This is a genomic window from Massilia sp. Masssp93 (assembly GCF_059491295.1).
In genome coordinates, this window is record NZ_CP168502.1 from 1,004,305 (window position 1) to 1,024,295 (window position 19,991).

Here is a 19,991-nt window from a genome sequence, read left to right on the forward strand (position 1 = left end):
ATATTGTCTTCCCGAATCTTTCACCCGTGAACATGAACAAGCTTCTCTTCCTCGCGCTGGGCGCGGCCTGCGGCACGACGTGGGCCCAGACGCCGGCGACCAACCCCATGCCCGACGGCAGCCGCGACATGTACGCGGGCCTGGGCGTGCAGTCGGCGCCGCGCTGGGACGGGACGGGAAGCCGCAAGGTATCGGCGTTGCCGGTGCTCCAGGTCCAATGGAGCAACGGCCTTTTTATTTCCGGCATGAGCGCCGGGATGCACCTGTCGGACGATCCGACGTTCGAGTACGGCCCGCTGCTGGCCGTGCAGCCGGGGCGCGACCGGACGGGAACCGGCCAGGCGCTCGACGGCGTCGGCAGCGTGGGCACGACCTTGATCGGCCCCGTGCCGGACCCGATCGAGAAGCACGCCCTGCGCGGCACGGACCTGGACGGCATGGACAAGATCGGCGCCCGCCTGCAGGGCGGGGTCTTCGCGAACTATTACGTGACGCCGCAATGGCGCCTGACGAGCAGCCTGCTGTACGGCGCCGGCAACGACCACGACGGCGCGCGCCTCGACCTGGGCGTGCAGCGCCTGGCCGTCGAACTCGGCGCGCGGCACCACGTGTCGCTGTCGGCCGGCGCCACGGTCGTCAACCGCAACTACAACCAGACGTATTTCGGCGTCACGCTGGCGGAAGTGTCGCGCAGCCGTTTTTCGTACTACGAGGCGGGCGGCGGCCTGCAGGATGCGCACGTGGGCGTGCGCTGGAACTGGGCCTGGTCGCCCTCGTGGATGCTGACCACCAACCTGCAGGCCCGGCGCCTGCTGGGCAGCGCCGCACGCAGCCCGCTCGTCGAGCGGTCCACCAACCTGACGGTTTCGACCGCCATCGCCTACCGGTTCTGATGATGCGCGCATCCCGCCAACTCGTCGCTGCCTTCGCCTGGCTTGCCGCGGTCATCCCGACCGCCGCGCACGCACAGGCGCAGGCGGGCGAATGGGTGAGCTACCGGGATGCGTACCGGGCCATGGTCCAGTTCGAGAAATACGGCGGACCGAAGAATCTGCTGCAAAGCCAGCTGCAAGTGCAGTCCAGGGACCATGCGGGCCTGGGCGATGGCGCCCAGCTGACGTTGACGGGCAGGGTCACGCAACTGAACCTGCCGCTGGACGCCCTCGGCCGCACCGTATTCCCCCTCCAGAAGGCGGCCTACGACGAAAACGCGGCGCTCGTGCTGAACCGCAAAGGCATGCCGTTCGTGCTGCGCCCCCAGGTGACGATCGCGCCGCGCGCCGACGGCGAGTACGACGCCGCGATCCTGCGCACGGCCTGCGCCCAGGCGCTCGGCTTCGTGCGCTATGTCGACGCCTCGCAGCGTGCGCGCCAGTGCACCGGCGTGCGCTTCGTGTTCCCGAAAAAGGAGTCGGCCGGCGCGCGCCTGCGCCATGCGGACGGCGCCGAACAGGCGCTGCCGGTGACGGCCGGCGCGGCCTTCACGGGCGATCCCGACGAAGGATTTCCCATCGTGACCTGGCGCTTCGGCGCGGGCGCGGAACGGGCCCAGCTCATCACCTACAACGCGCCGCTGGCGATCGTGCCCATCTTCGAATAAGCCCTGCAAGGACAACCATGAACAAGACGATACTCGTCACGGGCGCCAGCCGCGGCATCGGCGCCGCCTGCGCGCTGCTGGCGGCACGACGCGGCTACACGGTGTGCGTGAATTACCGCGACAACGCCGGCGCGGCGGACGGCGTCGTGCGCGCCATCGAGGCGGCCGGCGGACAGGCCTTCGCCGTGGCGGCCGACGTGGCGGACGAGGGCGCCGTCGAGCGCCTGTTCGCGGCCGTCGATGCGCGCTGCGGCCGGCTCGACGCCCTCGTCAACAACGCCGGCATCCTCGCCCGCCAGAGCCGCGTCGAGCACATGGATGCCGCGCGCATCGGCCGCATCCTCGCGACCAACGTCACGGGCAGCTTCCTGTGCGCGCGCGAAGCGGTGCGGCGCATGTCGACCCGGCATGGCGGCAATGGCGGCGCGATCGTGAACGTGTCGTCGCGCGCGGCCGTGCTCGGGTCGGCCAACGAATACGTGGACTATGCGGCGTCGAAGGCCGCGGTGGACGCGCTGACGATCGGCCTGGCGAAGGAAGTGGCGCAGGAAGGCATCCGCGTGAACGGCGTGCGGCCGGGCCTGATCGACACGGACATGCACGCGAGCGGCGGGGAACCGGCCCGCATCCAGCGCCTGCAATCGTCCGTGCCGATGGCGCGCGGCGGGACGGCGGACGAAGTGGCGGCGGCCATCATGTGGCTGCTGTCGGACGAGGCGTCGTATGCGACGGGCACGTTCATCGACGTGTCGGGCGGACGCTGAAAAAACCGTCGTTCCCGCGCAGGCGGGAACTCAAGTAAAAACCGTCGTTCCCGCGCAGGCGGGAACTCAAGTAAAAACCGTCGTTCCCGCGCAGGCGGGAACCCAAGTTCGGCTCAGTTCCACGCCGACGGCGAGAACAGATAACCCTCGCCCCACACGGTCTTGATCTTTTCCGACAGGTTGTCGTCGAACTTGCGGCGCAGCTTGGAGATGCAGTTGTCGATGCTGCGGTCGAGGCCGTCGAACTCGATGCCGCGCATCTTCTTGAGCAGCTCGTCGCGCGACAGCACGCGCCCGGCCGCTTCGGCCAGCACGAGCAGCAGCTTGTATTCCGTATTGCTGAGCACGCACGGCTGGCCGCGCCACGTGACGCTGCGGTCGCTCGTCATGATGCGCAGCGCGCCGAACTCGAGCATGCGGGCGTCGGTGGTCGTCTTCGTCTGGGTGCGGCGCAGCAGGGCGCGCAGGCGCGCCAGCAGCACGCGCGGCTGCACGGGCTTGTTGACGAAGTCGTCGGCGCCTTGCTCCAGGCCGGACACCTCGTCGTACGTGTCCTCGCGCGCAGTGAGGATCAGGATCGGCACGTCGGACACGTCGCGGATCTGGCGGCACACGACCATCCCGTCCATACCGGGCAGCATGAGGTCGAGCACGACGATGTCCGGCGCGGCCGTCTTGAAGTGATCGAGCGCGGCGTCGCCCCGCGTGACGAGGTCGACCGAGAATTCATAGCCGGACAGGTACTCCGTCACCAGTTCCGCGAGGCGCGGATCGTCTTCCACCAACAGTACGCGATACATGAGGTTCTCCTTCGACCCCGCATTGTATAAGAGCGGGCAACAACGGAGGATGTTTGGCGGGTAGGGGTGACAAATTCGTACAGTTTCGCGACAAACAGGCCGGGAAAGCCGTGGTGCCGGCCGTTCCGCCGCCCAGGTGTGCCATCGAAAATATTGGAATTTGGCAACAATCTTCTGATATGCTTGCTAACCTTTAATGACATTTAGCTACCGTTGATGTCCTTCGGGAAGGACTGGCCGGCGGCACGGGCAGGCATGAGCGCACATATCGGCATCTTCGGCAAATACGGCTACCGGATCAACACGGCGCCGGACGGCACCATCAGCGGCGTCACCCTGACCGCCGATGCCGTCGATAACGCCGGCGCGTCGACGTCCGGCACGGTACAACTGGAACTCTGGCTGACCAGCACGCCGTGGAATCCGACCGGCCCGAATACCGGTTATGAAATCGCGGTCGACCGGTTCGCCGGCGCCGCCAGCGGCAAGCTCGACAGCGGCCAGTATTTCAGGAACGTTGCCGCGACGGTCCCACTGGACAACCTGCCGCCGCCCGGCACCTATTTCGTGACCCTCGCCGCGGCCGAATACACGGGAGCGGCCCCGGCAACGGACGGCGGCTACGTCGTCGACAGTTCGTACGCCTTCACGGATCTCGTGACCGTGGGCAGCGACGGCAGCATCGTCGCGAGCGGGATCACGGCGCCGGCGCTGAGCGTTGCTTCCCGCGCCATCGTCGAAGGCAATGACGGCACGCGCAATATCGTGTTCACGGTCGAGATGTCGCATGCCGTGTCGTATGGCGTATCGGTGCAGGTCGACACGCGCGACGAGACGGCCGCGGCCGGCGTCGACTACCAGGCGCAACACCGGACGCTGACGTTCGCGCCGGGCGCGACGACGGCGACGTTCAGCGTCCCCGTGAACGGCAACACCCGCTTCGAACCACACCGGTCGTTCGGCGTCGAGCTGTCCAACGCGATGGGCGCCACGATCGCGTCGTCGGGTGTCGCCACGACCGGAACCTCCGGCGCGGCCGGCCAGACCAACGCCTGGGGCACGATCTTCGACGACGACACGGCCGCGGGCGCGGTGATCCCGACGGACGAATTCTTCCGGGAGCAATGGTATCTGTTCACGACGAACGTGGAGTACGCGTGGGCACACGCGACCGGAAGAGGCATCAAGGTCGCGGTGCTCGACCAGGGCATCGACGCCACCAATCCGGACCTGGTACCGAACGTCGACCTCGACCTGGGCCGCGTCGCCTTGTCGCTGCTGCCCGGCGGGGCGCCGGTGAACCCGACGGACAACCACGGCACCGAGGTCGCCGGCGTGATCGCCGCCGCCCGCAACAACGACGGCATCGTCGGCGTCGCCTACAATGCGCAGCTCGTGTCGCTGTACACGCCTTTTTCGTCCGAATGGCCGACGGAGTTCGCCAACGCCTTCCATTACGCGGCCGGCGTGGATGTGCTGAACGATTCCTGGGGCTTCACCAGCCGGATGAGGACCGATACGGACTGGGCCTTTTACGACAATGCGAACGACCCTTTGTTCGCGCCGCTGTTCGCCGCGCTGCGCGACCTTGCCGCCACCGGACGCAACGGCCTCGGCACGGTCGTCGTGCAGTCGGCGGGCAATGGCTACGACTACGGCGACGACACCAACCTGCACAATTTTCAGAACAGCAGGTATATCATCACGGTCGGCGCCGTCAAGTACGCCGGTACGTTGTCCTACTTCAGCACGATGGGCGCGTCGATCCTCGTCGCGGCGCCCGGCGGGGCCGGCTACGGCGACTACGCCAGCATCCTGACCACCGACCGCAGCGGCGCGGCCGGCACCACCGGCACGGATCTCGCATTCGCCGACGGCACGTCGTTCTCGGCGCCGATCGTCAGCGGCATCGTGGCGCTCATGCTCCAGGTGAATCCGCACCTGGGCTACCGCGACGTCCAGCAGATCCTCGCCTACACGGCGCAGCAGGTCGGCACGCCCGACAAATGGGCAGCGAACGGCGCCCATGACTGGAATGGCGGCGGCCTGCAATATGGCGACGACGTGCAGGCGACCGGTTTCGGCGTCGTCGACGCCCTCGCGGCCGTGCGCCTCGCCGCGACCTGGGAAGGCGCGCCGCGCACGTCCGCCAATGTCGTGGACGTGGTCGCATCGAAGACCGTCAACGAGGCCATTCCCGACAATACCGGCAAGTTCGAGTACAGTGCCATCGACATCGACAGCAGCGCCGTCGTCGAACGCGTCGACGTCGCGGTCAACATCACGCATCCGTTTATCGGCGACCTGGAAATCGCCTTGATGTCGCCAAGCGGCACGACCAGCTACCTGATGTACCGGCCGGCGCAAGGCGCGCTCAGCGCAGTCGGATCGAACCAGCACGACATCCATTTCACGTTCGACACCGTGCTCGACTGGGGCGAGAGCGCGCAGGGCCGCTGGACGCTCGCCGTCATCGACCTCGCCACCGGCAACGCCGGCACGCTGGACGACTGGAGCATCGACATCATCGGCCACCAGCCGACGCAGGACCACACGTTCATCTACACGGCGCAGTACGCGCAGATGGCCGCGGCCGACCCATCGCGCGCCGTTCTGAGCGACCCGGGCGGCGGCACCGACACCATCAACGCCAGCGCGCTCGGCAGCAACGACCGCATCGACCTCTCCGGCACCGCGCCATCCACGATCGGCGGCGCCTATCTGGTGATCGCGCAAGGGACGACGATACGAAACGCGTACGGCGGCGACGGCAACAATGCCATGATCGCGAACGCGAAGGGCAGCGTCCTGCACGGCATGGCCGGCAACGACACGCTGACCGGCGGCGCCGGCAGCGACACGCTCGACGGCGGCGCCGGCAGCGATACGATCACCGGCGGCGGGGGCATCGATACGGCGGTCTACCACGGCGCCGAGGCGAACTACACGATCACGAAGACCGCCGCCGGCTTCACGATCGCGGACAAGACCGGCGCCGACGGCACCGACCAGGTGGCGGGCGTGCAGCGCCTGCAGTTTGCCGACAGCACGCTCGCATTTGACATCGCCGGCGACGGCGGCCAGGCGCTCCGCATGTACCGGGCGGCGTTCGACCGCACGCCCGACAAGGTGGAACTGGGCTACTGGATCGGAGCGCTGGACCACGGCGTGGCGCTGCTCGACGTGGCGAACGGCTTCGCCCAGTCCGCGGAATTCAAGAAGTTATACGGCGACGACCCGACCAATGCCGACATCGTGGACAGGTTCTACGCCAACGTCCTGCATCGCGCACCGGACGCGGCAGGCGCGGATTACTGGACCAGGCTGCTCGACCAGCACGTGCTGACCAAGGCCGACGTCCTCATGAGTTTCAGCGAGAGTCCGGAGAACCAGACGGCGCTGATCGGGGTGGTGCAGAACGGCATCGAGTTCACGCCGTACGGCTGACCCAACGACAAGGCCCGCGCGAGGCGGGCCTTGTCGGATTGGATCAGGAACCGCTTACGCGAAGTTCTTGTTCACGAAGTCCCAGTTGACGGTGTTCCACCATGCCTCGACGAACTTCGGACGGGCATTGCGGTAGTCGATGTAGTAGGCGTGTTCCCACACGTCGCAGGTCAGCAGGGCCTTGTTGTCGGTCGTCAGCGGGGTGCCGGCGTTCGAGGTGTTGGCGATGTCGACGGTGCCGTCCGGCTTCTTCACCAGCCAGGTCCAGCCCGAACCGAAGTTGCCGACGGCCGATTTCTGGAACTCTTCCTTGAACTTGTCGAACGAACCCCACTTGGCGTTGATCGCATCGGCGACCGGGCCGGTCGGCGCGCCGCCGCCGTTCGGGCTCATGCAGTTCCAGAAGAAGGTGTGGTTCCACACCTGGGCCGAGTTATTGAAAACGCCACCCTGCGACTTCTTGATGATCTCTTCCAGCGACAGGTTTTCGAACTCGGTGCCCTTGATCAGGTTGTTCAGGTTCGTGACGTAGGCCTGATGGTGCTTGCCGTAGTGGTATTCCAGCGTCTCGGCCGAGATGTGCGGCTGCAGGGCATCCTTGGCGTACGGCAGTGGGGGCAGGGTATGTTCCATGTCTTGTTCCTTGGTGAGTTGACGGGAGACTTTCTCGAAGTCTCTGCGGTACAGCAATTCGGGCGCTTATTCTAAACCGGATGCGTGATCGTTGCAGATATGGCTTTGCGAAACCGCTATATTGTCGGAAACGTCGAAAAACCTGCTGCGCGTTGCACTGGCGCTTTGCGATGCTCGCGACGGTTTTTCGAGTTCCCTTACTCCAGTAAGTCCTGGACACCGGCCACGCTGACCTCGGCGCTGCCTTCGGCCAGGCGGATGTGCAGCACGTCGCGCGGCTTGATCTGCCCCGGCGCATGCAATACCTTGCCTTTCGCGTTGCTGACGATCGCATAGCCGCGTTCCAGCGTGCGCTGCGGGTTCAGCAGTTCGAGCTGCGCAGCGAGCCCGTTGAGCGCCTCGCGCCGTGCGCGCAACTGGTTGCCGACGCTCGCCGTCAGGTGGCGCCGGTCGGATTCCAGCCGCGTGCGCAGGCCGCTCCAGTCCGGACGATGGCGGGCCCAGCGCTGCTGCATCTGCGCCAGCAGCACGCCGTGACGGTTCACGGGCGCGCGCACGGCATGCGTCAGACTGCTGGCCATGGCAAGAAGTTTCAGGCGCTGATGGGCGATCTGGCTCGACGGGCTCAGCAGGCGGCGCGACAGGTTGTCGAGGCCCTGGCCGGCGTCGGACAGGACGCGCTCCATCGCGCGGCGCAGGTCGCCGGCGTCCGCCTGCAGCGACGCGAGCCAGTCGGCGCGCGCCGTCGCGGCCAGCTCGGCGGCGGCCGTCGGCGTGGCGGCGCGCAGGTCGGCGGCGAAGTCGGCGATGGTGAAGTCGGTCTCGTGGCCCACGCCCGAGATCACGGGCATGCTGCACGCCGCGATCGCGCGCGCGACGGCTTCCTCGTTGAAGCTCCACAAGTCTTCGATCGAGCCGCCGCCGCGGCACACGATCAGGATGTCCACGTCGCGCCGGTGCGACGCGGTCGCAATGGCTTCCGCGATCTTTTGCGCGGCCAATTGACCTTGCACGGGCGCCGGATACAGCACGATGCGCACGTGCGGCACGCGCCGCCTGAGCGCCGTCAGCACGTCGCGCAGGGCCGCCGCTTGCGGGCTGGTGACGATGCCCACCGTGCGCGCGAACAGCGGCAGCGGCCGCTTGCGGGCCTCGTCGAACAGGCCTTCCGCGCCCAGTTTTTCCTTCAGGCGCATGAACGCTTCGTACAGCGCGCCCACGCCGGCCCGGCGGATCGCTTCCACATTGATCTGGTAATCGCCGCGCGCGCCGTACAGCGTGACGAGGGCGCGGACCTCGACCTTGTCGCCTTCGCGCGGCGTGAAGCCGGCGTACTGGGCGCGGCCGCGGAACATCACGGCCCGCACCTGGGCCGCATCGTCCTTGAGCGTGAAATACCAGTGGCCGCTCGCGGCGCGCGTGAAATTCGAGATCTCGCCACCGATCCAGACGAGGGGAAAGGTGCGTTCCAGCAGGCGCGCGACCTGCTGGTTGAGGGCCGTGACGGTGAGTACGGGCGGGGCGGCATAGGCCGGATCGGCGTCTTCGCTGGGGAACATAGGATGAACTGGGTTGAACTGTCCACAAAAACAAGTTGCGCGCAGTGTAGGGCACATCTGCGGTGAAACGACAGATAGTTTTTGTAAACGCCTGATTTTTATAGTAAAAGCTTGGTGCTTGATTTCGATGCAGCAATCAAATTGCCTTATGGATCAATGGCTTGAGTGCATCCTCAAGTAGTTGGCCACAATCTTATCCACAGAATGTGTGTGAAAGTGGACGAGCTGGGTGTGCCTCCAAATTCAGCGTGCATATGTTTTCCTAAAGCAATCAAACACTTAGGCCACTGTCCGGGCCGTTGCTCACATTGTTTTCCACAGTTTATGTGAACAGATGGGCATACGGTTCGTGTACGTGCGCCATACCGCTTGCCCGGGTCAGCCAAAACGTCCTGCCCAAAAATTCCGCACGACAAAAAAACCGTTTAAATTCAAGTGCTTTGTGCCCGATCAAGACGCTTGCTCACAATCTTTTCCACAAAATTTGTGAAGAATGAGGACGCCGCTCAAGGCACGGCCTGGTTTCCGAGGACGCGACTATAACCCAGGATGCCGCGCGGTCGGAATACGCACCCGTTCCGGGCGTGCGCCTGTGTACAAGTAGCGTTTGCCTAAAAATTGGGCTTGAAGATGAATCGTGATTAGAATCAAAGGCTTGAGAAGCAATCGATAGGTTTGCGCACATCGTTTTCCACAGTTTGTGTGAAAAATTCAGGGCCCCGGCCGCGGCGCCGTCGACAAGTCGATTGCTCAAAAAACAGGCGAGCATCGCTTTCCCTTGCAAATCAATCGCTTAGGGTCCGGTTTGTGCGCTTGCGCACAATTTTGTCCACAAAAAATGTGCAGAAGGGTAGGGCCGCGGCGACGCCGTAGTCGTACTCAACCGTGCCTATTTTTTGGACTCGGAAATTTCTATGATTAAAATCAACGACTTATGCTCGAGAAGGCTGATTCCTCACAAATTTATCCACAGAAATTGTGGGCAACTACATGAGCCAACCCATCCGATCGAAACGGAGAAATTTCCTTAGAGGAACTCATCCTGGCCGTGCCGCGTTTTTGCGCACGGAAAAATATCCTTTAAGAATCAAGGCACTTGGCAGAACAAGCGTGCCTTGCGCACACTTTTATCCACAGAAAGTGTGCAGAACTCTACTTGCCGCAAACCGGGCAACACGTTACATTGCGCAACTACCTTGTCTATTGATTTTTACTCATCCAGGAGTCCCATTTGCTCGCCATTCTCCAAGCTGCCGGCTGGCCCATCTGGCTGTTGCTGATCGCCTCGATCATTGCCCTGGCCCTGATCATCGAGCGCCTGATCTACCTGCGCCGCGAAAAGATCCTGCCGCGCCAGCTGCTCGATGAAGTGATCCAGGTCTATCGCAACGGCAAGGTCACTCCAGACATCATCGACAAGCTGCAGACGAATTCCCCGCTCGGCGCCGTGCTGGCTGCCGCGCTGCGCAACGTCGACGCGCCGCGCGACGTGATGAAGGAATCGATCGAGGAAGCGGGCAGGGGCGTCGCCCACGTGCTCGAGCGTTTCCTGACGACGCTGGGTACGATCGCGTCGCTGGCGCCGCTGATGGGCCTGTTCGGCACGGTCGTCGGCATGATCGAGATCTTCGGCGTCCAGAACGCCAGCGGCACGAATCCCGCCCAGCTGGCGCACGGCATCTCCGTGGCGCTGTACAACACGGGCTTCGGCCTGGCGATCGCCATGCCGGCCCTCGTGTTCTACCGCCATTTCCGCGCGCTGGTCGACAGCTTCATCATCGACATGGAGCTGCAGGCCGTGAAATTCGTCGACGTCGTGCACGGTGCCCGCAAATGATCGACTTCCGCCGCGGCCGCAAACGCGAGGATCCGGAAATCAACCTGATCCCGTTCATCGACGTGCTGCTGGTCGTGCTGATCTTCCTCATGGTCACGACGACCTACAGCAAGTTCACGGAACTGCAGATCACGCTGCCCACGGCCGATGCCGAGAAGGCCGCCGAGAAGCCGTTCGAAATCAACGTGACGGTCGATGCCAAGGGTAATTACACGGTGAATAACGTGCCGGTCGCGTTCCACGGCGTCGCCAGCCTGGCGGACGACCTCAGGCGCGCGGCCGGCATCGGTCCGGACGGCCAGCCGCTGGCGACGCCCGTGAAGGACCCCGTGATCATCGTCAACGCCGACCAGTTCGCGATGCACCAGATGGTGATCAACGTGCTGGAAGCGGCGCGCATGGCCGGTTACGACAAGCTGACGTTCGCGGCGCAGACGGGCGGGCAGAAGTAGGACTATTCGTCGTTCCCGGCACTGCCGGAAACGACTTCCCGCGCAGGCGGGACCCTAAGTTCTGCGAGCGCTGACGATGCGCATGCAAATTGGGTCCCCGCCTTCGCGGGGACGACGGTTTTGAGCTAACGCGTCTTTTTTGTTTCGCCAGCAGTAAGACCGTCGCCCCTGCGAAGGCAGGGGCCCAAGCCGGTTTTGAGCTGACGCGTCTTTTTTGTTTTGCCAGCAGTAAGACCGTCGCCCCTGCGAAGGCAGGGGCCCAAGCTCGTCGCGTCTCGTAGTGTGCAAATTTGGCGGGATAGCACCAGCGGCGCTAGCCCGCCTTCGCCGGAACGACCTTCGGCGGGCGCTAAGTACATTCGTTCCGTACCGGCAGACGGTCAGACACAGCCTAAGGCGTTTTCCGAACTAAAGCTTTACATGGCATCCTCCCTCGAATCCACCTTGACCCGCGCCTGGCTCCGCCGCGGGCCGCTGGCCATCGCCCTGTTGCCGCTTGCGCTGCTGCTGCGCGTGCTGGTCGCGCTGCGCGTCGCGCTGTACCGCGCGGGCATCCTGAAATCGGAACGGTTGCCTGTGCCCGTGGTGGTGGTCGGCAATATCTTCATCGGCGGCACCGGCAAGACCCCGCTGACGATCTGGCTGGCGCAGCAGTTGCGCGCGGCCGGGATGCGTCCGGGCGTGATCTCGCGCGGCCATGGCGGCGCGGAAGAGGCCCCGCGCGAAGTGCTGCCGACGTCGCGCGCGCAGGATGTCGGTGACGAACCGCTGCTGATCGCGGGCCGGGCGGGTTGCCCCGTCGTCGTCGGCCGCAAGCGCGTCGAGGCCGGGCGCCACCTGCTGGCGCTGCATCCCGACGTGGACGTTCTGATCACCGACGACGGCCTGCAGCACTATGCCCTCGCGCGCGACGTGGAGATCGTCCTGTTCGACGGCCGCGGCACCGGCAACGGCTGGACCCTGCCGGCCGGCCCGCTGCGCGAGGCGCCATCGCGGCGGCGCGATTTTACCGTCGTCAACGCGCCGGACATCACGCCGGCGCTGGCCGCGGCGCTGCACGGGCCGCCGTGGCAGATGCGCCTGGCGGGCGACCACGCCGAGCGCCTGATGGACGCGAACGAGCGCGTGCCGCTGGCTCACCTGCGCGGCAAGCGCGTGCTGGCGGCGGCCGGGATCGGCAATCCGGGGCGCTTCTTCGCGATGCTGCGCGCCGCCGGGCTGGAGGTCGCCGAGCTGCCGCTGCCCGACCACCACGACTTCCTCGACGACCCGTTCCGCGCCGTCGAGGCCGACGTCATCCTGGTGACGGAGAAGGATGCAGTAAAATGTCGGCAACTTGAAACAATCAACAACGACCCGCGCCTGTGGGTCGTGCCGGTCGGCGCGCAGATCGATGCCGCGCTGGCTGCCCAAATCGTGGAGAAATGTCGTGGACGCCCGACTGCTTGATATCCTGGTCTGCCCGCTGTGCAAGGGACCGCTCGAATATGACAAGAAAGCGCAGGAACTGATCTGTCGCCCGGACCGCCTCGCGTATCCGATCCGCGACGGCATCCCGATCATGTGGGCCGAAGAGGCGCGCAAGGTCGAGCCGACCCTGTGATCCGATGAGTTTCGTCGTCATCATCCCGGCACGCCTGGCCTCGACCCGGCTGCCGAACAAGCCGCTCGCGGACCTGGGCGGCAAGCCGATGGTCGTGCGCGTGGCCGAACGGGCGCAGCAATCGGGCGCGTCCCGCATCATCGTCGCCACCGACCATCCCGACATCGCGGCCGCCTGCGCCGCGCACGGCATCGAGGCCTGCATGACGCGCGCCGATCACCCGTCCGGCACGGACCGCATCGCCGAAGTGGCGCGCACGCTGGGCCTGGCGCCGGATGCCGTCGTCGTCAACCTGCAGGGCGACGAGCCCCTGATCGACCCCGCGCTGCTGGCCGCCTGCGCCGCGCGTATTTCTGCGGACGTGCCGATGGCCACCTGCGCCCATCCGCTGTCGGACGCGCCCGATGCCTTCAATCCGAACGTCGTGAAGGTCGTGCTGGACAAGGCCGGGCGTGCGCTGTACTTCTCGCGCGCGACGATCCCGTGGCACCGCGACGGCTTCGCCGCCACCCGCGAGGAGCTGCCGGCCGGTTACGTCCCGCTGCGCCACATCGGCCTGTACGCCTACAGCAATGCATTCCTGCAGCGCTATCCGCAACTGGAGGCGTCGCCGCTGGAATCGATCGAGGCGCTGGAACAGCTGCGCGTGCTGTGGCATGGCGTGCCCATCGCCGTCCACGTGACGGACGACGCGCCGCACGCCGGCGTCGACACGCCCGCCGACCTGGAACGGGTGCGGCTTTTCTATACATCTTGATCCTGTTGGAAACTACTCTTCAGGCTGCTTGCGCCAGGTCAAACGGCTGAGAGATCGCCGGCCGTCAGTGGCGTCGAATGCTGCTTTTGTGGTAAGTTTCGTACCAGCTAGTCAGACATGCATCAATGCGGTTATCTGTGCGCAATCTGTGCGCAACGATAACTGCGCTAAAAAAATTATTAGATACCTTTAGGAATCCTTCATGCGTCTCATTCTGTTAGGAGCCCCCGGCGCCGGTAAAGGCACCCAGGCAAACTTCATCAAAGAAAAGTACAACATCCCCCAGATTTCCACCGGCGACATGCTGCGTGCGGCCATCAAGGCAGGCACCGAGCTGGGCCTGGCTGCGAAGAAGGTGATGGATGCGGGCCAGTTGGTGTCGGACGACATCATCATCGGCCTGGTGAAGGAGCGCCTGAAGGAATCGGATTGCGCCAACGGCTACCTGTTCGACGGCTTCCCGCGCACCATCGCGCAGGCCGACGCCATGAAGGACAGCGGTGTCAAGATCGACTACGTGCTGGAAATCGACGTGCCCGACGAGCTGATCGTCGAACGCATGAGCGGCCGCCGCAGCCACCCGGCCTCGGGCCGCGTGTACCACATCAAGTTCAACCCGCCGAAAGTCGACGGCCGCGACGACGTCACGGGCGAACCGCTGGTCCAGCGCGACGACGATACGGAAGAAACGGTCAAGAAACGCCTGGCCGTGTACCATAACCAGACCGAAGTTCTCCTCGGCTACTACAACAAGTGGGCGGAATCGGGCCTGCCGGGCGCGCCGAAATATCGCAAGATCTCGGGTGTCGGCCCGGTCGAACAGGTACGGGACGCCGCATTCGCGGCACTCGCAGGCTGAGCATTCCAGGGCGGCGCAAGCCGCTCTTTTTGGCTCCGGATGACTAGTGCCATCCGTCCAGGTTTTTAGATCAAAGTTTTGTCGCACGTTTCGGGCGGCAAATGCAGCAAGGCAGGCCGCTCCAGCGGACATCGCATGACGGCCTTCGACTGTGGTTGTTTGATCGAAGAACGAGGGGGACGACATGGCATCCGCGCAGCTCATCTTCGCCGTCGCGTGCGGCGTCATCGCGGTATTCTACGGCTTGTGGTCGCGCCGATGGGTCCTGCAGCAGGATCCCGGCAACGGCCGCATGCAGGAAATCTCGCTGGCCATCCAGCAGGGGGCCTCGGCCTACCTGGCGCGCCAGTACCGCACCATCGCCATCGTCGGCATCGTGCTGCTGGTCGCCATCTTCTTCCTGCTCGGTCCCGCCACCGCGGGCGGCTTCCTGGCCGGCGCGCTGCTGTCCGGGGCCTGCGGCTTCATCGGCATGAACGTCTCCGTACGCGCCAACGTGCGCACGGCGCAGGCGGCCGCGACGGGGCTCGACGCAGCCCTGAACGTCGCCTTCCGCGGCGGCGCCATCACGGGCATGCTGGTGGTCGGGCTCGGCCTCCTGGGCGTGGCGCTGTTCTACTGGATCCTCATCCTGCGCGCCGACGCCGCCTTGCCGCCCCATGACGTCATCCAGCCGCTCGTCGGGCTGGCGTTCGGCGCGTCGCTGATCTCGATCTTCGCGCGCCTGGGCGGCGGCATCTTCACCAAAGGCGCGGACGTCGGCGCCGACCTCGTCGGCAAGGTCGAGGCCGGCATTCCCGAGGACGATCCGCGCAATCCCGCCGTCATCGCCGACAACGTGGGCGACAACGTCGGCGATTGCGCCGGCATGGCGGCCGACCTGTTCGAGACCTATGTCGTCACGCTCGTCGCCACGATGCTGCTGGGGGCGCTGATGATCCCCGGCATGGGCGGCGCCGGCATGAGCTATCCGCTGCTGCTGGGCGGGGTGTCGATCATCGCCTCCATCATCGGCTGCTCGCTCGTGAAGAACCATCCGGGGCACAAGATCATGTACGCCCTGTACACGGGCCTGTGGTGGTCGGCGGCGCTGTCGCTGGTCGGGTTCGCCGTCGTCACGTGGCTCGTGTGGCCGGACGGGGCCATGCGCTGGCGCATGCTGGGCTGCGCCACGGTCGGCATCGCCCTCACCGGCCTGATGGTCTACATCACCGAGTACTACACGGGCACGGAGTTCGCGCCCGTGCGCCACATCGCCGAAGCGTCGACGACGGGCCACGGCACCAACATCATCGCGGGGCTGGGCGTGTCGATGAAGTCGACGACGTACCCGGTGCTGGTCGTGTGCGCGGCGATCCTCGTCGCCTACCAGCTGGGCGGCCTGTACGGCATCGCCATCGCGGCCACCGCGATGCTGTCGATGGCCGGCATCATCGTCGCGCTCGACGCCTACGGTCCGATCACGGACAACGCCGGCGGCATCGCCGAGATGAGCGGCATGCCAGAACAGGTGCGCGCCGTCACCGACCCGCTGGACGCCGTCGGCAACACGACGAAGGCCGTCACGAAGGGCTACGCCATCGGCTCGGCGGGGCTGGCCGCGCTCGTGCTGTTCGCCGACTACACGCATGCGCTGGAAGCGCAGGGCACGCACCTCGCGTTCGATCTGTCGAACCCGATGGTGATCGTGGGCCTGTTCATCGGCGGCCTCGTTCCCTATCTGTTCGGGGCGCTGGCGATGGAAGCGGTGGGGCGGGCGGCGGGCGCCGTCGTGATCGAGGTGCGGCGCCAGTTCCGCGACATCGTCGGCATCATGGCGGGCACCGGCAAGCCGGAATACGACAAGGCCGTCGACATGCTCACCGCGTCCGCCATCCGCGAGATGGTGCTGCCGTCGCTGCTGCCCGTGATCGTCCCGATCCTCGTCGGCATGCTGCTGGGACCGGCGGCGCTGGGCGGCATGCTGATGGGCACGATCGTGACCGGACTCTTCGTCGCGATCTCGATGACGACCGGCGGCGGCGCCTGGGACAACGCCAAGAAATATATCGAAGACAACCACTACGGCGGCAAGGGCTCCGATGCGCACAAGGCCGCCGTCACGGGCGACACGGTGGGCGATCCGTACAAGGACACGGCGGGGCCGGCCGTGAATCCGCTCATCAAGATCATCAACATCGTGGCGCTGCTGCTGGTGCCGCTGCTGCCGGCGGGCGGCTGGCTGGCCGTGTCGGCGCCGCAGTCGCTGTATCCGGCGCCGGCCGCGACGGCGCATGCGGCCACGGTGCCGGCTCGGCAGCAAGGCCTGCGCGTCGGACTGGCGGCTCCCGCGCGCGCGGCGGTCAGCGTCCCAGCGCCCCGTTGAGCGCGCGCTCCAGCGACGCGCGGTCCGAATCGCCGTGGTAGCGCACGCCGTTGATGTAGAGGGTCGGGGTGCCGGTGGCGCCGTCGTGGCGGGCGCGTTCGGCATCGGCCTGCACGCGGGCGCGATGGCGGCGTTCCAGGATCTCGGCGCGGAAGCGTTCGACGTCGAGGCCCAAGCTTTCCGCCAGCGCGGCGAGATCCTGCCCGTCGCGGATGTGGCGCTGTCGTTCGTACAGCAGGTCGTGCATGTCCCAGAACCGGCCCTGGCTGCCCGCGGCCTCGGCCGCTTCCGCCGCCAGTTCGGCCAGCGGGTGCAGGTGCGCCAGCGGCAGGTGCCGGTAGATCACGCGGATGCCGCCGAAGCGCCCGTCCAGGTCGCGCAGTGCGAGGTGGGCGCGTGCGCTGTACGGGCACTGGAAGTCGGCATACTCGATCACCGTCAGCGCGGCATCCGCCGGTCCGCGCACGTGCTCGGCGTTGCCGATCTCGTCAACTCGTTGCATCGCTGTCTCCTCGGTACGGCGGCGCGCCAACACGGCAGGCCGCATCATGGGCGCCATGATGGCATGACGCACGCGGTCGTGTAGTAAATTTTCACCCGGCAAGAAGATAGGTGTAAAAACAAAACAGATGGCGACGTGATCGCCTCCGTTGCGGTACAGTAGCGCCATCAGCGGTTTGTTTCAGAAATGATTAGAAACGGAACGCGCCAGCTTACTAACCAAATGGAGAAAACCATGACGAGCAATCTCGGAAGAAAGGGCGTAGCCGACGCCCCCGGCCTTGATCCCACCAACGCTCCGCGCCAGGACAGCATGCAGCAGACCGACGGCACGAGCCGTGCCGAGCTGCAGCGTGCGCTGCTGGTCTACGGCATGGCCGGCGCGCTCGGCGCCGATCACGTACGGGGCGCCATCGAGGACGTCCGCGCCTGACTGAAGCGCTGACGCCGGGCACGCCAACGGGACCTGCGGGTCCCGTTTTCTTTTAAAACACGCACATCCGGTCCGCCTCCTCGCGCAGCCAGGGCCGGAAGTCCGGATGCGCAATGCCAATCAGCGCCTGCGCGCGCTGCTTGGCCGACTTGCCGCGCAGCTGGGCCACGCCCCATTCCGTGACGACGTAGTTGACGTCGTTCTTGCTCGTGGTCGCGTGGGTGCCGGGCGCCAGGGTCGGCACGATGCGCGAGACGGTGCCGTCCTTCGCCGTCGACGGCAGCACGATGAACGATTTTCCGCCGCGCGAGCGGTTCGCGGCGCGCACGAAATCCACCTGGCCGCCCGTGCCGGAATAGGGCAGGTGCCCGATGCTTTCGCTGCCGCACTGGCCGAGCAGGTCCACCTGCAGGCTGGCGTTGATCGACACGAGCCTGTCGTTCTGCCCGGCGATGTACGGGTCGTTCGTGAAATTCGACGGATGCATCTCCAGCATCGGATTGTGGTGCATGAACTCGTACAGCCGGCGCGAGCCCAGCGCGAACGTCGCCACCATCTTGCCCGGCAACAGCGTTTTCCTGCGGTTGGTGACGGCGCCGGCCTCCACGAGCGTCAGGATGCCGTCGCCGATCATCTCAGTGTGGATGCCGAGGTCGCGCTTGTTCGTCAGCTGCATGACGACGGCGTCCGGAATGCCGCCGTAGCCGATCTGCAGCGTCGATCCGTCCTCGATGTGCTCGGCGACGAGGCGGCCGATCGCTTCCTGCACGGGGCCGATGCGCGGCAGGCCCACTTCCATGATCGGTTCCTCGCTCTCGACCAGCGCCGTGACCTGGGAAATGTGCACGTGGCACTGGCCGTGCGTGTAAGGGACATGCGGATTCACCTCCAGCACGACGGCGCGCGCCTTCGCCACGGCCGCCATCGTGTAGTCGGTGCCGAGGCTGAGAGCGAAGTGGCCGGAGGCGCTCATCGGCGAGGCCATCGCGAACACGACGTCGGCCGGCATCAGGCCCCGTTCGATCAGCATCGGAATCTCGGAAAAATAATTCGGGATGAAATCGCACCAGCCGCCCTGGCCACCGGCGCGCGACGCGCCGCCGAAGAACAGCGCGGCATGGCGCACGTGCGCCCGGTGCTCCTGGGCGAAATATCCGTACTTGCGCATGGCGAGGATCTGCGCCACCTGGACGTCGTTGAAGCCGCGGCATTCGTCCGACAGCGCGTGCAGCAAAGTGGGCGGTTCGCCGACACCCGTCGGCACGACGATCATGTCGCCGTTGCGCACGTGGTTGAGGGCATCGAAAGCACTGCCGCGCCGGGCGCGGTACATCTCCTGCATCGTCTGCATGGTCGTCTCCTGTCGGCGGCTTCGAACAACCATTGCGGCAGGTTGTTCGAGCCTTCCCGTCGTTATTGTTTGAAAAACATGCGTTGTGGCAGCTTAACAGCGTGGCCGAAGATACTGACGCGTACCTGACGCGTGTTCAATGCACAGTTGCGCGCCAGGCCGGGTCCGCGCGGCCGATAATGCAAGGACGAGGAGCGAACATCATGGCACAACGACGACAGTCAGCCGCGGCCGCGCTGGCCGCATGCGCCGCGCTGGCCTGGTCCGGCATGGCGCCGGCCGGGGTGGCCCAGGCGCCGCAGGCGCGCGCGCAGGACGCGGCCACGCAGCGCCAGTCGGAACGCACGGACCAGGCGAACCGCGAAGCCGCCGTGGCCGACGAAGCCAGCGCGGCGCAAGGACATCCGGCTGCCGGCAGGGCCGGCCCGGCGGTCAACGGCGGGACCGCGGGCGGACACACGCCGGCGGCCGGGCTGAGCTATGGCCCGGTGCTGGCGCCGCGCGGCCCACAGGATGCCGATCCGGTCCGCAAGGCGCCGGCCGAGGTGCGCGACGAAGCGGACACGCTGGCCCGCGATCCGGCGCCTCAGCAGGCCCGGCCGCAAGAAAAGCAACTAACCGACAAGCAGCGCACAGAGCAGCGCAAACAGCAACTGGAGGAACAGCGCCGCCGCGCTGCGCGCCGCCACCAGGCCTGGCAGAGCGAAGGCCCGATGGCGCCGCGCCCGCTGCGTTCCGGGGAGGCGCCTCCGGCGACGGCCGCCGTGCCGATCCCGCCGCCGCTGCCCGCGCCGCAGCCGACGGTGCCCAGTTCCAGCGTGATCCGGGCCTGCCAGGGCATCGCTTGCACGGATGCGGCCGGCAACACGTTCAACGGCAGCGGGAACGCGGGCGTCGGCAGCGGCGGCCGCATGTGCACCCGGACCGGCACGACCGTGCAGTGTTTTTGATGAACGCATGGTGTTTCCACCAAAACCCCGCTAAAATCCGCTGGTTGACGTTTACGTAAACGGCAAGACAATATCCAGCT

18 protein-coding genes are annotated in these 19,991 nt (G+C 66.0%); 13 read left to right on the forward strand and 5 right to left on the reverse strand.

Features of this window, described 5'->3' with window-relative positions:
- The first annotated feature begins 32 nt into the window (after positions 1–32).
- From ACEN9Q_RS04405 to ACEN9Q_RS04415, 3 genes are read left to right on the forward strand one after another with little or no spacing between them, the layout of a single operon-like run.
- Complete coding sequence (locus ACEN9Q_RS04405; RefSeq protein ID WP_495627497.1) at positions 33–893, forward strand: MipA/OmpV family protein; 861 nt, start codon at positions 33–35, stop codon at positions 891–893.
- Positions 893–1,600, forward strand: a complete 708-nt coding sequence (locus ACEN9Q_RS04410; RefSeq protein WP_056450667.1) for a hypothetical protein — start codon at positions 893–895, stop codon at positions 1,598–1,600. Before ACEN9Q_RS04405 ends, ACEN9Q_RS04410 begins: the two co-directional genes overlap by 1 nt.
- A gap of 17 nt (positions 1,601–1,617) precedes the next feature.
- Positions 1,618–2,364: an SDR family oxidoreductase gene (locus tag ACEN9Q_RS04415; RefSeq protein ID WP_495627498.1), complete on the forward strand. Its 747-nt coding sequence runs from the start codon at positions 1,618–1,620 to the stop codon at positions 2,362–2,364.
- Between the two features lie 113 nt (positions 2,365–2,477).
- Here the strand turns inward: ACEN9Q_RS04415 and ACEN9Q_RS04420 are convergent, their stop codons facing one another.
- A complete protein-coding gene (locus ACEN9Q_RS04420; protein ID WP_056450406.1) occupies positions 2,478–3,164 on the reverse strand; it encodes a response regulator in 687 nt (228 codons plus the stop codon).
- 255 nt (positions 3,165–3,419) lie between these two features.
- Between ACEN9Q_RS04420 and ACEN9Q_RS04425 the strand changes: the two genes are divergently transcribed.
- Positions 3,420–6,611 carry a S8 family serine peptidase gene (locus tag ACEN9Q_RS04425; RefSeq protein WP_495627499.1) on the forward strand — a complete coding sequence of 1,064 codons (3,192 nt, stop codon included), beginning with the start codon at positions 3,420–3,422 and terminating at the stop codon, positions 6,609–6,611.
- A gap of 54 nt (positions 6,612–6,665) precedes the next feature.
- Here the strand turns inward: ACEN9Q_RS04425 and ACEN9Q_RS04430 are convergent, their stop codons facing one another.
- Both ACEN9Q_RS04430 and xseA read right to left on the reverse strand, forming a co-directional pair.
- Positions 6,666–7,244, reverse strand: coding sequence for a superoxide dismutase (locus ACEN9Q_RS04430; protein WP_322401548.1), 579 nt, complete (start codon positions 7,242–7,244; stop codon positions 6,666–6,668).
- Between the two features lie 197 nt (positions 7,245–7,441).
- A complete protein-coding gene (xseA, locus tag ACEN9Q_RS04435) occupies positions 7,442–8,803 on the reverse strand; it encodes an exodeoxyribonuclease VII large subunit (RefSeq protein WP_495627500.1) in 1,362 nt (453 codons plus the stop codon).
- A 1,231-nt stretch (positions 8,804–10,034) separates the two neighbouring features.
- Here xseA and ACEN9Q_RS04440 point away from each other — a divergent pair.
- The 7 genes from ACEN9Q_RS04440 (at position 10,035) to ACEN9Q_RS04470 (ending at position 16,676) form a co-directional block, all read left to right on the forward strand.
- Positions 10,035–10,640 (forward strand): MotA/TolQ/ExbB proton channel family protein, encoded by a 606-nt coding sequence (locus ACEN9Q_RS04440; protein ID WP_495627501.1) that lies wholly within the window; start codon positions 10,035–10,037, stop codon positions 10,638–10,640.
- Entirely contained in the window at positions 10,640–11,092 is a 453-nt protein-coding gene (locus ACEN9Q_RS04445) for an ExbD/TolR family protein (protein WP_495628914.1), read from the forward strand. The genes ACEN9Q_RS04440 and ACEN9Q_RS04445 overlap by 1 nt, the downstream gene beginning before the upstream one ends.
- 420 nt (positions 11,093–11,512) lie before the next feature.
- Positions 11,513–12,541, forward strand: a complete 1,029-nt coding sequence (gene lpxK / locus ACEN9Q_RS04450; RefSeq protein ID WP_495627502.1) for a tetraacyldisaccharide 4'-kinase — start codon at positions 11,513–11,515, stop codon at positions 12,539–12,541.
- Entirely contained in the window at positions 12,522–12,695 is a 174-nt protein-coding gene (locus ACEN9Q_RS04455; protein ID WP_082548234.1) for a Trm112 family protein, read from the forward strand. Before lpxK ends, ACEN9Q_RS04455 begins: the two co-directional genes overlap by 20 nt.
- Positions 12,696–12,699: 4 nt before the next feature.
- Positions 12,700–13,452, forward strand: a complete 753-nt coding sequence (gene kdsB, locus ACEN9Q_RS04460; RefSeq protein WP_056447251.1) for a 3-deoxy-manno-octulosonate cytidylyltransferase — start codon at positions 12,700–12,702, stop codon at positions 13,450–13,452.
- Between the two features lie 202 nt (positions 13,453–13,654).
- The gene (gene adk, locus ACEN9Q_RS04465; protein ID WP_056447254.1) at positions 13,655–14,311 is read left to right on the forward strand and encodes an adenylate kinase; all 657 of its coding nucleotides are present in this window, start codon (positions 13,655–13,657) and stop codon (positions 14,309–14,311) included.
- Between the two features lie 184 nt (positions 14,312–14,495).
- Positions 14,496–16,676: a sodium-translocating pyrophosphatase gene (locus ACEN9Q_RS04470; protein ID WP_495627503.1), complete on the forward strand. Its 2,181-nt coding sequence runs from the start codon at positions 14,496–14,498 to the stop codon at positions 16,674–16,676.
- Here ACEN9Q_RS04470 and ACEN9Q_RS04475 read toward each other — a convergent pair.
- Positions 16,654–17,178 (reverse strand): DsbA family protein, encoded by a 525-nt coding sequence (locus ACEN9Q_RS04475; protein WP_495627504.1) that lies wholly within the window; start codon positions 17,176–17,178, stop codon positions 16,654–16,656. The genes ACEN9Q_RS04470 and ACEN9Q_RS04475 overlap by 23 nt on opposite strands.
- Positions 17,179–17,412: 234 nt before the next feature.
- Here ACEN9Q_RS04475 and ACEN9Q_RS04480 point away from each other — a divergent pair, with 234 nt between their 5' ends.
- A complete protein-coding gene (locus ACEN9Q_RS04480) occupies positions 17,413–17,610 on the forward strand; it encodes a hypothetical protein (RefSeq protein WP_162251942.1) in 198 nt (65 codons plus the stop codon).
- Positions 17,611–17,662: 52 nt separating this feature from the next.
- Here the strand turns inward: ACEN9Q_RS04480 and ACEN9Q_RS04485 are convergent, their stop codons facing one another.
- Positions 17,663–18,961, reverse strand: a complete 1,299-nt coding sequence (locus tag ACEN9Q_RS04485; RefSeq protein WP_495627505.1) for an acetyl-CoA hydrolase/transferase family protein — start codon at positions 18,959–18,961, stop codon at positions 17,663–17,665.
- Positions 18,962–19,164: 203 nt separating this feature from the next.
- Here ACEN9Q_RS04485 and ACEN9Q_RS04490 point away from each other — a divergent pair, with 203 nt between their 5' ends.
- On the forward strand, positions 19,165–19,911 hold the full coding sequence (locus ACEN9Q_RS04490; RefSeq protein WP_495627506.1) for a hypothetical protein: 747 nt from the start codon (positions 19,165–19,167) through the stop codon (positions 19,909–19,911).
- The last annotated feature ends 80 nt before the right edge of the window (positions 19,912–19,991 follow it).